Genomic DNA, 14,712 nt, shown 5'->3' on the forward strand with positions numbered 1-14,712 from the left:
TGGCAGAAATAGGTTCCTCATTATTTCCATAAAAATCAAAGTACCACTGTTTAGGTACATTTTTATCAATAACTTTAAATAATTCTAAGGGATACCAATAAGCCATATCATAATCATATATAGTAGATATTTTAGTCCATTTTCATAAAATACTATTCCACAAACATTATATATTATACCAACTTCTATCTCATTATAAGTTGTTTTTAATCTAACACCCTCTTCTACTTTTTTGGGCTGAACATATAACCTTCAATAGATATGCATTTAACTTTCATATATAGTACCACCTTCTATAAGTGTCGATGTATCAACGGTTTTGGCCTTATCAAGGGTGCAAAAAAATATTATTGCTACGATGAAATTCCCGTTTATAAATCTAGTGTGCTAAATTGAGCCAGTCTTGGCCTGCTAGTTTAATGCCAATGATGACACCTGACTTATCAAATGCTTTCATTGCCACAAGTAGCTATCCGTAAAAGGTTTCAAATCTTTGTATAGATTGATGGACTATGATTGACTTTTTCAGAAGCTGCCTATTCGCCCACCATGTAGGCGAGGCGGGGGCGTTTCGTGATATCCATTCCAACGCCGAGTGTTTAGGTAGCAATGTGAATAATTTTAGCGTTTTGAGCAAAATTAATAATTTGGTCATTTTTATAATTTCATGTCTAGGGAAATAATTGAATGGTGCACTCAATTAGAGCTTTTGACTAATTTTAAGCCACATAATCGGACTACTGAGGTCTGTATTTTCCGTTGCAAATTCTACAGAGAGATTATCAATTTCATAATAATAACTCCAAAACGTTTCATAACTGCTTAGTAATTTATAGTGTGGCTCACCTAGAACATCTTCTACTTTTTTTATTGAAAAAGAGCCATCCAACTGCAAATCGATTGAATGGATGAAAGTATCTTGACTGTATTTGCAAAGTTTATATTCATCATACCATGAGCAAATAAACAGATCTTCCAACACCTCAAAATCCGAATCATCTAATTGATTTTTAGTTTTCTCGTAATCATCTCCTATCTTTACATGGGAATTCATAAATGAATGTTGCGGGATTAGTTTCATCAAAATTTCTTTATAAAAATTCTCGCTTCCTCTCAAATATTCTTTGCGCTCTCCGCTTACCAACCACTCTGTTCCTTCAAAGTTATATGTATACGGTACCTGACGAATAGCTAGTGACAACTGATTATTTTCAATTGTTATATCTGGGACTTGGTCTGCAGAAATTTTCGCTAAATCCTCAAGATTTTCACCTTCAGTAGTTTGTTCATACAAATACACTTGATTGCTGACTGAGCCTGCACCTGCTGTTTCTTCTCTCATAACGAGTAACTCTTTTCCATCTACCTTAGTTAATTTCCCTACGCCTTCATAGGCAAGATACTGTAGGTTTACATCTGCTTGTTTGTGATTCTGTTCCATTACCCATTCGTCTTGTTCTTCGTCATATCTTCCAAGTATAAAACCAGATATTCGGTTAGACTCTTCTAACGACGTAACATAGGGTACAATAATTTCAGGGAGTCCGTCACCTTGGAAATCCACCGCAATCCGATCCATAGTCACTACTGTTTCCTCTAAAGTATTAGCAGCCCAGCTACTTTTTTTCGAGAAATCTATCCATTCGTTATCATTTTTAGGAAGATTCACTACTTTTTCAACCGACTTATTTGGTAATTTCGTAGTTATTGTTGAATCCTCATTCTGACACCCAACCAATACAAACAGTACCATGCATCCTATAAAAAACTTCCTCATCATACACACTCCTCAATCTATGTTTTCAAATTCCTCCGATTCATTCATCAAAACAGTCTCTATTGCACGACAAGTTAACTCATTATGTGACAGACTATACTCTAAATCTTGCTGTAACATGAATTTTTTATCGATATTTCTCATGATTACCTAGACTGTAACAAACTATCTATTTTCGTATATGAAAATTGCATATTTTCAAACTTCTAAGCCCATTACTCTTCCCCAAAAAGGTACGCATTGTATTATTTAAATAGTTAAACCTATACTCCCATTCTATTAGGAAGTAAAACACAATATCTTTTGATTTCCTTACTAAGTTGAAGCTATGTATCTCTTTCGCTTTCCTCTCATGAAATCAGTCCTAATATTAATTTGTATAAATATTGCTCTTTAATAGGTATTTTACATTATACACAAAGAATACACGCATGTCTATATGACTATAATTATAATAGAAGCGTTTAATAGAATTTACGTAGACTTCCCCATTTCCTCGGAATACCTGACTTCTTACTTAAGCATCTTCTATCAGTTTACTTTTGTCGTCAGTTTATCTGCAATCATGTCGTGAGTTCAGTCCATTGGTACTCGCAGCCAGCTCATCATGCGCGGACTAGAATCCCTTGATTGGATAAGTTTGATTGGGAATCAGAGCTCTGTATGAGTGATGTTTCTGATGCCTGCTGAGTTTTCATGTACTGGTAAGTTTCTTTCATAGTTTCTCCTCCTAAATTAGAAAACGACCTCATCCGGTTGAATGGATGAGGTTGTTTCCAGTATCAATTTTATGATATATATTTGTAATTCGTGTTGGTGCAGTTGAGAATACAAAAGAAAAACGCTCTAACCTATGGTACCGGGATGCTTTTATCGTTGAATACAAGTAAAAACCATTTAAGGTGATTTATAGTAACTAGTAGATTTATTCCTGAAAACTCGGAATGCCTACCAAGATTACTGTACACATGTGTCTAGGAACATCTTCATTTGTAAGAGCAGTTCGAATAGTAGGGGGTTACTTTTAGTAGTAGAGTTTTTTAAATTCTATTGGGTTACAAGCACAGGGGAAGTAAGACTAGGTTATTTTTATATACAATTCCTAAAAATTGTTATTTTTATGGTGAATTAGAATATATCGTGTCGTGAAAAATCTGTTTCTGAAGATTTTTGTGGTTATTTAATAATTAATATTTTTTCATTTTGTAAAACTTTGTAATCATTTTACACTTTTTTGCCAAATTATATACATAAATTTCCCTGGTATGTTATTGTTAAATGGTCAATTGACAATACATTCGGTAAGTTCTTACGCGCGTAAGAATTACAAAATATCATTAAGAAAAGAGGTATGTTATGGATATCAAAGCAAAAATTTTAACAGTCGGCTTAGCCGCTGCAACTTTATTCTGTTCTGTTTCAGTATCCGCTGCAACTTGGACTACTAAAGAGGTAAGTGGTAAGAGCTATACATCTCCATTATTAAACTATGGTGATGGGGAAAGATTCCTACATGGTCGAGGCATCAAGGATACAGGGACTGTCAGAGTCGTAGAAATAAACTCACTCTTTCCAAATATCACGAAGGCAACGGTGAAAACAAAAATTGGCGTAACCGATACAGACAACTGGTTATCTAAATCAAAGACAAATAAAGGTACACCACAGTCCTATCAATATATTTGGACGGGAGATACTGCTAGTGCATCTGCAAACATGAGGATATCCGACTACTAATTCAATATGATTTATTGAATATCATTTTGAGATGAACGGTAGATACCTAGAAAACAGCTTAAAACGATTAATCAAGTACCGTACGATAGGAATGTCCTTTAGGCGAAGAATATATGTGTTTCATATATCTTTAGTTAACAAATATAGTCAAGGGTACTGCCTAGGGTACCCTTGATTATATAACTTTTCTACATAGTTTCGGACAAAACAGCACACCAAAAGCGATTAATTATAATACACCCCTAGAGGGATTTTTAAGTTGTCTAAAGTATGTAACTTGAATTTACAGTTTTTATAGATCTAGATAAAAGGGTGGAAAATATTGCTATCGTGAAAATCTGTTCATCTAAATTACTTCGTTAGAGGGGAGACAAGTAGTCAAAAAAGGCTACTCAACCTAACATGCATATATATACTTTTTATACAAAAATAATCACGAAAAATTTGTTGTTTCTTTTCACAATACTTTTTATGGGATTTATAACTTATAAACTATCTTTCGCAATACATATATCTACTTCTTTTTTCATTTCAATATACGCTTATAGCTTTATAGGATTTAATTTGTTTTTATTAACTTCATCAACATATCTAATGCAAAATCAATCAGTTGTTTTGAGCTATTTAGAAGGGGACAAATTAAAAAAACAGTACTCACTTCTTGTATCTTCTTTAATTCTTTCTATCATTTTATCACTTGTTCCTATTTCACTTATTCTTACATTACAAAATAATTTAACTCAACCTATGTTTTTAGTAAAAGATATTTCTCACTTTCTTATTATTTGGGTATTATCGAGTATCCTTGCTGCTGTAATCGGAAGCTCAGTGAGTATCTTAATGAAAAACAACTTTTCTTATTTAGTATCTTTTTTAATTTATGGCTGGTTTGTCTGGAAATCTAGGGACCTCCCAGTCAATCCAATTAATAGATATTTGAATATATTTGATGATAATACTTATATTATGTCTAATACCATTTCCGGTCCCTTATTTAACATGAATTACCTATTAGACAAGCTATTTGTTATATTAGTAATTGCATTTTTCATATCTATAGTTCGTATTTCTGTTGGCGTTTCATTAAAAAAGAAATTCACTAATCTTAGTATGTCACTATTCTTCTTAGGCTTTATTATCTATCTTCCTTACTTGAACACGATTTCCAATGCATCTACAAGCGTGGAAAATAAACAAAGCAGCAACTTTACTTATCAAATAACAAAGTATGAGATGGATTTAGATTTGGTAAATAGTTTGAAAAACACCGCCATCTTAACAATTAATTTCATGGAACCCACTGAAAATATTTTTTTGAATTTGGATGATACGTTTTCAATAAAAAGTATTGAAATTAACAACGAATCTACTACATTTACTCACGAAAATAATCTAGTTCGTATACCTTCCAATTACAAAAGAGGGGATACAATTTTAGTAACAGTACAATATGAAGGCACTGTGGAGTTAGTAAATAATCTTGGTTTTACCACTTATTATGTATCGGGAAATGCTGTCAACTTACCTGGTACATTTTTCGATTGGTATCCCACTATGGAAAATAAGAATGCTGTCGATTTTGACATTACTGTAAATTCAAATGCAGATATATATTCCAATATTGATTGGACTTCTACTAAGAAGAACAAATTAATAGGGACAACTACTAGTTTAGATCTGTTTGCGGGACAGTATCAGCAACTCCAAAAAGATGGAGTGCAATATATTATACCAATTAGTTATAATGCCAATGAATTTGTATCAGATTTGCAAACCTCGCTTAAGGGTCTCATAGAGAGTGGGAATTTGTCTAAAGATGATTTATTGAACTTAAAAAACAAGAGGTACAGACAAGTCATTGTTACAATCTGGCCATTAAATGCAAGTGATAGTTACATTCAAATAAATGGTGATACGATTTTGATTAACTACAATCAGTAGGAGCGATTGAGAATGAAAAACAGTTTAACGGTGGATAATGTGAGTTTTTCCTACGGTAAAAATAAGGTGTTGGATAACATCTCTTTCACCGCAGAAAACGGGATAATTGCGCTTTTAGGAAATAATGGTGCTGGAAAAACAACTCTAATGAATGTATTGACCGGACTAAAACCTGCACAATCTGGTCAGATAACTCTAAATGGTTTGGATTTGTTACACACTAAACAATATCCAATCAGCAAAGTAGGCTACCTACCTCAAAATTTCAACATTTATAATAATATTAATGGATATGACTTTCTTTCTTACGTATATGATCTTAAAAATACTAAAGAAGGTAGTAAAGAAGGAAATAAAAAAAGCCATATAGGAGAAATTGTAGATAAATTTAATTTAGGACCAGTAATTAATCAAAGGGTGGGGAAATATTCGGGAGGCTATAAAAGAAGGCTCGGCATAGCACAAGCAGTTTTAGGACACCCTCAACTTGTTATTATTGATGAGCCAACAGTTGGTTTGGACCCTGAACAGCGGATTGAGTTTAGAAACCATTTATCTGAAATCAGTAGAGATACAATTACAATCATATCAACCCACATCATTGAAGATGTCGAACTATTTAGTGATAAAATATTAGTTTTGAAAGATCACTCAATCTTATTTGATGGCAATGTTGAAGAAATAATATCAACGTGTCGTTCAAAAATAAATGTAATTGAAACAACCAGAGAAGTACTGACTGAGCTTTCAAAAAAAGTTACGATTATAGAGGAAAAAAGGGTAGATAACGACACAATAAAAGTAAAGTTTATCGGCAAGGACGTAGAATTATCTAGCAAATTAGATAAGGAGATTACTTTAGAGAATGCCTATGTATATTTACAAAAGAAATAAGGATAAGACTCATTTAAATCTAGATATATTCGATAAGAAACAGAGAAAATTAACGTTTGTTTACCTATTTGTAGGATTTTTATTATTAATTTCTATTTTATTTCCGGCACCCAGTGATTACCTTCTTGCAATTCAAGAAGGCTATAAGCTAAAAGCTGTTGATAATCTCTATGATTACCTAGTTCCTTTAATCACCTCATTTATAATCTTTTATGTATTTTTTGATGATTATCAAGATAACGTTTATGAGATACTTACGTTTTACACCACTCGCACGTTTAATTTTACAATGTTTCAAAGATGGATGACCTACATACTGCCAATTTCACTAGGGTCTTTCTTCACATGCATGATTTATTATAGAAATGTTTCGTTTCTCGACTTAGACAGTCTCTTGTTGGGTTTGTGTTTTGTACCTAACGTCCTTTTCTTGTCGTCCTTATTACTCTTTATTACCGTTTTTTCTAAAAATAGCTATACCGGACTATTTGTTACGCTAGTGTATGTTGTTACTGACTATTTATCTGAGAGCCAGATGTTCAAACTATTTGCATTTGGCGTTAATTCCAATAACCTCAGTTACTCTAGTTCTCCTGGATATTATTTTCTCAATCGAATACTACTACTGTTTTTGAGTATACTGTTTTTATTTTTGGCTTGTAAACGATCTTCTAAGTTATAAATGTAACTTTCAAGTTGGGAATTAAAGTTTATAAAACAAAAATGGAAGATCTTGGGCTGTGCTTGACATCAAATACTAGTGTGCATAATCTCTTCGATGGGAACTTTACCGTCTGTCTGGAATATTAGATACATTTACTTTATATGATGTATTTTTACCAGTTGTAGTCGAAATTAAAGTAATTTGGCTTTCACCAGCTTTAACATTGTTATTTGCTGGCTTGTTTAATTGTAGTGCAAGTTGCTTTTTGCCATCAATTGTTAGTACTTCAAACGATGGCTTTGTAGCAGTACCATTCGCAGCTACAACTGTTGGGTTAGTCTCTGATTTAATCAGACCATTGTCTGCTGTTGTTTTATCTAAAATCGCATTGCCATACTGATCTTTCACATCTACTAATAGATAGAATTTATCAGTTGTTAATACAGTATCCTCATTAAGAGCTTTACCATCTTTATTATAGATACCTGAAACTGTTACATCAGATGCTGCTGCTTTTGCTGAAACAGTAACTACTTTAGTTGCAGATTTAGCACTTTCAGTATGTACTAAAGCAATTGCAACTTTCTTATCTCCCGCTTTTGCAGCAGTTAAAGTAGCACCTTTGATAGTAACAAGTCCAGTTGCTGGATTAGCTTTTACATCAGCACTGTTTTCAGACAAGTTAGTTGTTTTTGTAACATCTTCACCGTATTGGTTTTTCACTTGGTAAGCAACTGTAGCTTCATCTTCTGTAGCATTTAAAACAGCAACATCTGATAGAATCTCAATAGATTCAACCATTTCGTCTTGAACTGTAACTGAAGCAGTTAGCTTCTGGTCAGAAAGTCCAGTAACATTTACAGTGTACTCACCTTTTGTAAGCTTTGTTGAAAGCTCAAGTGTTGCAGACTTACCGTCAGCAGCCCATGTAGCTTTAGAAATGTTTTGCTTGATGTTTGATTTAACAACTTCAAGGCTCGCTTTAGAAGTATCTACTGCTTGGTTAAATGTTACTGTAAGAGTTTTAGCGTTAGTCGCCTAATCATAATTGGATTTCTCCATCCCTTTCAAACCACCAAGAACCCAAGCACCGCAAGCATTCACGCAATTCCCTAAAAATGTAGCTTAATAAAAAACGAGAGAAAAAAGAAGTGATTTCGAAAGAGATTAGGAAAAGACGAGTGAAAGCTGAACGAGAAAAAAGAAAAGTCCCGACAAAACCGAAGAAACCCTAAACGGAAAAAGTAGAATTTGAAAGAGAGACCTAAAAATCCCGTAATACCCAAAAACCCGGTTGAAAAATAAAATTCTAGGAATCACTCAACAAGTATAAAGTGAATTCATTTCATTCCTACTATCCTCCATACACCTATATTTCCTCGCACTACACCTTTCCAATACTGTTAACTCCCTATCTCTCTACAAATGATTCACTACATTCATATTCCTTTCTCTCTATGCCTACTTTCTAGCGGGCTTTCGGGAACATCGGGAAATGCCTGTGTAGCCTACAAAAAAAACGGGGATGGTTAACCCATCGCCCCGTTATGATAACAACACCTGATTCAATTGTTCCTCAAAACCGTATCCCCTGAAGAAATCTGCCAGTGCCACTTCAATGATGTCTCTCTGTGTAACGTTAAATTCACTGCTGAAGTCTGCTAACAAAGACTGTAGGGAGGTTGGCAATCCTAGTGTTTTGTTGGCTTTTGCTCCCTTGAATGTGTATCGCGGCAACGTCTTCTTACTCTCCGGCTCCAACAATTCTGCCAAGCGGTGTTTCTTTGACATTAGGAATCGCAAGAGTTGTTGAACTTCTTCATTTCCCTCTGCAAGTGTTTCAAAATTGAAGGTACTGCCCTTAGTCTCTTCTTTCTGCATGGTTGTTACATCATATTCATAGTTGTTTAGCTTCGCATCCCAAATGTAACCATTTGCCTTCATGTATTGTCCTAAATCCTCAACGTTTGAAAAGCCATTCTTGATGGCGATTTGTCGGATGTCTGCCTGTTTAACACTTAATAGTCGAACGACTTGAGCGTCTTTCGTTTGGATGAATCTCGCTTCTTCTGTTGCAGCGGTGGATGGTTCCTGAATCGGAACATAGGTTGTCTTATTCCACCGGAAACCTCTTCTTCTGAAGTACATATCAATGGGTGCCCAATTCTTATTACCAAAATGTTTTACGATGTCATCTTTACTTTTTCCTGCTTCAAGCATTGCTAATGTTTCTGAGATTTTAGGGTCATCAAAGACCGCTGAGTTGAAAGGTGTCATGGTTGTCTCTCTCCTTAAAAGTCAATTCGATTTACTGCATCCTGCATGTCTTCTTGTCGAACATGTAAGTAAACGGATGTGGTTTTTAAGCTCGCATGCCCCAGCAATCGCTGAATGACTGCAACGTGGGTGTCTTTCTGAACTAGGTAGCTCGCAAACGAATGGCGTAAGAAGTGACTGGTGACATGCTTTTCAATACCTGTTTTCTCACACGCTAGTTTCAGAGTTCGATTGATGTATTGCGCACTGACTGTTCCTGTTTTCTTCAAGGCAAAGAAGAAGAGAGAATCGGTCTGAGGACGATGTTCAGCTAAATAGATTTGAAGCTGCTCTTTCAATTTTAGGTTCATAGGAACCACTCGATTCTTACCTCCCTTACCGTTTATCACTCTCACACAGTTCGCATCAAAATCCACATCGTCTTTTGTCAGATTGATGCATTCATTTACTCGTATCCCGGTATATGCCATCGTCATGGTGAAATAGTGAATCACTGGATGGTCAATTGCCCCAATGATACGTTCAACTTCATCTTTACTGAGGAAGGTTCGCTCTATGTCCGGCACTTTCATCCGTTCAACGTCCTCGGCAGGATTCTCCAATAGATATTTCTTCTTCACCATGCATTGGAAGAATACTGACACTACATTAATTTTCCGATTCACACTCCTTGGCAGACAGTTTCGTTCCTTGGAGAGATAGTCAACAAACCCCTCCAAGCGCTTTGTGGTAATTTCATCTATTAAGACAGGTCCATTGGAATTCATGGCAAGCCAATTGCTGAATTGACGGATATCCATGTGATACCTCCGCACAGTTTCTGAACTCAGGCCTCTACGTGACAGCCAGTCTTGGAATTCTGGGATGGCTTGGTGTATGAGTAAACTGGACTGTACAGATGCTTGTGGTGATGTTTTCATGTGTAATTCCTCCTTTTTGGTGTAAGAAAAGACAAAGGTTAGCCCTTTGCCTTAGAGTGTGAAGCGACTCGTTGAATCAGTTAGTTGTGGTAGTTCTCTTGCCTCTAGCAATCCATCCAATGCGTCCAGTGGCAGCTTGAAGTTGTAGGTAGTATCTTGCAGTTTCTTAGGAACTGACGGTTTTTCTAGCATCTTCTGTCGTGCGTCTTGTTCGTTGGCATCAAAAATCTTTGTTCGCTTAGTGGCTCTATCTCCCTCTGTGAGAAGCACCCCTTTTTCCTTCCAATCTCGAATGACAATTTTCGGGTCGTCAAATCCACCTAACCGCAATTGTTGTTCTAAGACGTTTTTCAGAATGGCAACCTCTACACCATCTGCATGGAAAAATACTTTCCCCCAACAGTTCAGAGGTGGATGGAAGTCGGTTTCTTTGCGGAAGTTCGTTTGGTGTTGGATGATTTCTTGTGTGATGAAGTCGAATGCTTTTCCTCCAATGTCTCTTGCCGCTAGTTGTTCCTGTTCATGGTCAACAAAGAATGTTGCCACTTGTTCCAAGTTCAATCCAAGGTGAAGTGCTTCATTGGCAATGTCTCCAGCAGCAAGCAGGATGGCGTACTTCTTTGCGATTCTTGAACGAAAAGGACTGTCTGGCAAGGCTTCATTGAATCGTTTCTGCCAAAGTTCCCATTTCTCTTCAATGAGCGTGACGTCTTGCTGGAAAATGTACTGCAGGAACTGTTCCCCGACTCGTCCGTAGTGGTCTTGAATGACAGAACGAATGGCATCCGCATTTTCAGCGGAGGACGTCCACTCCACGTTTGGAAGTTCCAAGAGTCTTATCGAGAGTCCTGTGTTCTTGTTGGTTCTGACAGACATAGATTGTTCACCAGTGGAGATGAGGGTCGTTGCCCATGTACCTTGTTTCCGCTGTTTCATGAATTCATCCAATCGTGATTTATCCACTCCGTTGGTGAGCACGTACACTTCTGAAGTGAGCGAATTTGCATGACTCATGGAGAGTTCATCCAACACGATGGGTATGCCATGGTTCCCACTCAACTGGTTGATGGTGGCATTACTCGTTCCGTTCCATGTTTTCATGAGACCCATTCTCTTATTTGAAGGCTCTCCGAAGAGCGAAACCGCTAGTAAAGCCGCTGTAGTTTTTCCTTTTGTGCTATCTCCTACGATATGTATGAGTAGCGTACCGACATCACTGTACTTTCGTGACAGGAATCCAACCAGTGGAGCGGAGAATCCCATGCACACTGCCGCTTCGAGTGCGGTGTTGCCGATGACTTCTTGCTGAATCATGTCAAGGAACACGGACAGGTCTCCTTGCGGTTCCAAGTTGTACATCCCATCTTCGGTATCGTTTTGTGCAGGTGTCAGAAGGTGTGACGGATGGACACGATGATGCCGAAATATTAGGTTCTTTTCTCCATCATCATGCCAGCCAACTTCTCGATAGAGTTCTTTGTGCGGTGCTTGCTTCTGTTGTTCCTGAAGGAACGTGGAGACTAATTTCACTTGGTCATGTGTGACGTCCACGCCTTTACTCGACAGTCGGATGAGTTCGTTCGGAATGAGTTGAATGAGTCCAATGTTGATTTCTTGGAACTTGCCTTTGTATTTGTAGCACAATGTGAGATGGACGTCTTTGGTATCCAAATTCTGAACGGTCTGTTGGATGAACAACGGGTCACTCAGTTTTCTAGTGATAGGTTCTTCTGTTTTCTTATCAAGCATTGTATGGAAAAGTCCATCCGGTCTCAGCAGGAAACTCCCTAGTTCATAAGATTGACCTGCTTCTAAGTCATTCTGGTTTATGTTGAGCATTGTACTTCCTTGTGCTTTGTCTTGTTGGGTCATGAGGTTCAGCTCCTTATGGATTTGTCAGAGAATGAGAAGAGGAAGATTTCTCCCCCTATCATTCAATGTCGGTGCCACCAAAAATCGGGAATTCTTCTTCCAACGATTCTTCGGATGGTTGTTCGTCTTCTTCGACTAGGTCATGTAGTGCACAAACATCCACCACGTTGACGAACAAGCGGTCGTTCTGCCCTAGACGATGAGCGATTTCAATCCCACACCGATAATCAATCAGTTCCTCCAAGTCTACTAAGCCTTCTCCTTCTCTCATTGTGACCCCAACTAGCTTTTCCAATAGATGACTCACACCAGCTGCCATGAGGAATGAATGTCTCACGAGGTGTGAATCGTCTGTCAGGAAGGTCACGAACAATGTATCTGATTGCCCTACCACTGTATTCACTGGATTTCCCATTGCTAGCTTCTTTACGGTTGCGTTTGACCATCCTGTTGGTGCTACTGTTACCTTTGCATGTTGGTTGAATGTGATTGCCATGGTTTGTCTGTCTCCTTTTCGATTTCATGATTTGTAGTGATGTGTTTCGGTTAACCTTACAAGAGTTATCTTACTCAGTTGTACGGAAAACCTCAAATCAGCAAAACCCAATGATACCAATGGTTTAGAGCGTTTCTGAAATCTATTTCTTCCGACGTTTAGGCTAGGAGACCAAGTCTTGCCGGCTGGGAAACAGCTTGTTCACATCACGATTTTTCACTTTTTTTCTATTCCAACTTTTATAGCGAATGGATTCTGCTGGCGTACTTAGAGACTAAGCCTTGCCGGCTGACACATTTTAGACACATATGTTGTTGCGACCTCATTGCTTTGATTTTTGAAGAGCATCTTATAACCGGTTAATCGCATTCATTTTCTCTTCTCGTGTGGTTTGAATGTAGAATTTTGCGGTCATGTTGACAGTGGAGTGTCCTGCCAATTTACTGACGGTCGTCAAATCTACTCCTTTTTTCAACAAACGTGTACAGAACGTGTGACGGAATAGATGGGGATGGAGTTTGAATTTGAGGTCTGTGAAAATGTTCGCTAGCCAATCTCTTACCGCATCCCGGTGCATCTTTTCTGCACGCTGACTCACCAAAAGATACTCGCTTTGGTGGAAAACAGAGGCAGAACGCTCGTCCTTGAGGTACTCCCTTACCAACCGCAGCACTTCTGATTTCAAGCCGATTTCACGTCTCTTTCCACCTTTGCCGATGACTTGAAGATGACTCGTGAGGAAGTCAATGTCCCTAATCTTGAGACCGACCAATTCAGACACTCTAAGACCGGTGTAGAGTAGCAAGTAGACAATCAGCTTGTTTCGAGTGCTAACCTTGTTGCGGTTCTCGACAAAGAATAGTAGTTGTTCCACTTGTTCGTCTGACAGACTTGTGACAGCTGTTTCACTGCCGGTTGATGTATGTATTTTGTCATTTTTTAACATTATGATACTCTTACTTAGAACACCTGTGGTTCTTAGAAAATCGTTGTAGACTTTTAGGCTGTTTACCTTCTTGTTAATGGTAGCCACTGCAAAGTTTTTTTGTAGTAGGTGTTCTTTGAAACGGACAAAGGAGAATCGGGACAATGGTTGCTCTTCACTTGCTGCCTTTTCCTTCAGGAATTGTTGGAACCCTTTGACATCCGACACGTACGATTCTATCGTTCTAGGTGCACGCCCTTCTTCAAAGAGCCACTGTTCAAGTGCTTCTAATGTTGATTGCATGACTGTTCCTCCTCCATTAAAAAAAGACCATGAGTACCTCAAAGAGAGGCATTCATGGTCTATTTCCGTTTGATGATGATGACGAGCACTGTGACAATTAGCTCAATGACTGGTGCTGGAATCGTGCTGGGTAATTTCGGTAGCTTACTCATGACGATTTCCTTTCGGGTAGCTTCTTACTGGTTTCTTGAAATGAAGAGAGTTCCTTACTGACTTCCGATAGTACTGTTACTAATATGGCAAGTGCTGATTTTTTCCACATGAAAACATCTCCTTTGAATTTGAATGATAAGCAGTCGGATGAATAGTAGTGCAAAACAATAACTCACGCCAGAATTATATTTCTGTCGCGTCTTTTTAGCCTGTGAAAACCGTCGAATTATTATCCTAGCAACCTTCTTCTCCAATCCACTTGTTGAAAAGTAGAACGGTAGTGAGATTGCTAGGCTTATTGGCTAGTTTTGTCGTGAGTCTTAGTCGATGATTGACAGTAGTTTTCGAAGTTGGACTTCATCGTTTTTCGTGATGACTTGCAGACACCATTCTGGGGAATCAGGGTAGAATCCAACAGTTCCACACCAAACGTTCTCTTCGCTATCTTCTACTATCATCAACTCGTAGAGTAGTGTACTAGGGATGATTTCAAATAGTTCTTGTGGAATGAATGCCGCATCCACTTCGTCCATGCCTAATTCCAATCCTTCTGTGCTAACGTCTTGTGCAGTGACCTTTACTCCGTAGTCTTTTCGCAAGGTATGAACAAACCAATTGACTTCACTGGAAATGAGCTTGGCTGGAAGTGACTTGGATTGTGCAGACTGTGTGAGTGATGTTTCTGAGGTGTGTTGAGTGTTCGTGTACGGATTAGTTTCTTTCATAGTTTCTCCTCCTAAATTAGAAAACGTC

The 14,712-nt window shown here is 37.7% G+C and carries 12 protein-coding genes and 1 pseudogene; 4 read left to right on the forward strand and 9 right to left on the reverse strand.

The window, feature by feature from the left end; all coding sequences use genetic code 11:
- Positions 1 to 700: 700 nt before the first annotated feature.
- Positions 701 to 1,780, reverse strand: a complete 1,080-nt coding sequence (locus ACR65F_RS03265; protein WP_440503268.1) for a hypothetical protein — start codon at positions 1,778 to 1,780, stop codon at positions 701 to 703.
- 1,353 nt (positions 1,781 to 3,133) lie between these two features.
- Here ACR65F_RS03265 and ACR65F_RS03270 point away from each other — a divergent pair.
- From ACR65F_RS03270 to ACR65F_RS03280, 3 genes are all read left to right on the forward strand, one after another.
- Entirely contained in the window at positions 3,134 to 3,514 is a 381-nt protein-coding gene (locus ACR65F_RS03270) for a hypothetical protein (protein WP_440503269.1), read from the forward strand.
- Positions 3,515 to 4,078: 564 nt separating this feature from the next.
- Positions 4,079 to 5,455, forward strand: coding sequence for a gluzincin family metallopeptidase (locus tag ACR65F_RS03275; protein ID WP_440503270.1), 1,377 nt, complete (start codon positions 4,079 to 4,081; stop codon positions 5,453 to 5,455).
- 12 nt (positions 5,456 to 5,467) lie between these two features.
- Entirely contained in the window at positions 5,468 to 6,349 is an 882-nt protein-coding gene (locus ACR65F_RS03280; protein ID WP_440503271.1) for an ATP-binding cassette domain-containing protein, read from the forward strand.
- 787 nt (positions 6,350 to 7,136) lie between these two features.
- Here ACR65F_RS03280 and ACR65F_RS03285 read toward each other — a convergent pair.
- From ACR65F_RS03285 to ACR65F_RS03315, 7 genes and pseudogenes are all read right to left on the reverse strand, one after another.
- Positions 7,137 to 7,814, reverse strand: coding sequence for a hypothetical protein (locus ACR65F_RS03285; RefSeq protein ID WP_440503272.1), 678 nt, complete (start codon positions 7,812 to 7,814; stop codon positions 7,137 to 7,139).
- Between the two features lie 51 nt (positions 7,815 to 7,865).
- A pseudogene (locus ACR65F_RS03290) lies at positions 7,866 to 8,036 on the reverse strand (copper resistance protein CopC); the annotation flags it as partial.
- A 522-nt stretch (positions 8,037 to 8,558) separates the two neighbouring features.
- Positions 8,559 to 9,290 carry a hypothetical protein gene (locus ACR65F_RS03295; RefSeq protein WP_440503273.1) on the reverse strand — a complete coding sequence of 244 codons (732 nt, stop codon included), beginning with the start codon at positions 9,288 to 9,290 and terminating at the stop codon, positions 8,559 to 8,561.
- Positions 9,291 to 9,304: 14 nt separating this feature from the next.
- On the reverse strand, positions 9,305 to 10,210 hold the full coding sequence (locus ACR65F_RS03300; protein ID WP_440503274.1) for a tyrosine-type recombinase/integrase: 906 nt from the start codon (positions 10,208 to 10,210) through the stop codon (positions 9,305 to 9,307).
- A 51-nt stretch (positions 10,211 to 10,261) separates the two neighbouring features.
- On the reverse strand, positions 10,262 to 12,082 hold the full coding sequence (locus ACR65F_RS03305; protein ID WP_440503275.1) for a DUF927 domain-containing protein: 1,821 nt from the start codon (positions 12,080 to 12,082) through the stop codon (positions 10,262 to 10,264).
- 58 nt (positions 12,083 to 12,140) lie between these two features.
- Positions 12,141 to 12,578, reverse strand: coding sequence for a hypothetical protein (locus ACR65F_RS03310; RefSeq protein ID WP_440503276.1), 438 nt, complete (start codon positions 12,576 to 12,578; stop codon positions 12,141 to 12,143).
- Positions 12,579 to 12,927: 349 nt separating this feature from the next.
- Positions 12,928 to 13,806 (reverse strand): tyrosine-type recombinase/integrase, encoded by an 879-nt coding sequence (locus ACR65F_RS03315; RefSeq protein WP_440503277.1) that lies wholly within the window; start codon positions 13,804 to 13,806, stop codon positions 12,928 to 12,930.
- Positions 13,807 to 13,860: 54 nt separating this feature from the next.
- On the opposite strand from ACR65F_RS03315, the gene ACR65F_RS03320 reads away from it, so the two are divergent.
- Positions 13,861 to 14,019 (forward strand): hypothetical protein, encoded by a 159-nt coding sequence (locus ACR65F_RS03320; protein WP_440503278.1) that lies wholly within the window; start codon positions 13,861 to 13,863, stop codon positions 14,017 to 14,019.
- A 260-nt stretch (positions 14,020 to 14,279) separates the two neighbouring features.
- Here ACR65F_RS03320 and ACR65F_RS03325 read toward each other — a convergent pair whose 3' ends face one another.
- The gene (locus ACR65F_RS03325; protein ID WP_440503279.1) at positions 14,280 to 14,684 is read right to left on the reverse strand and encodes a hypothetical protein; all 405 of its coding nucleotides are present in this window, start codon (positions 14,682 to 14,684) and stop codon (positions 14,280 to 14,282) included.
- Positions 14,685 to 14,712: the final 28 nt, after the last annotated feature.

The organism is Sporosarcina sp. SAFN-010, assembly GCF_059415065.1.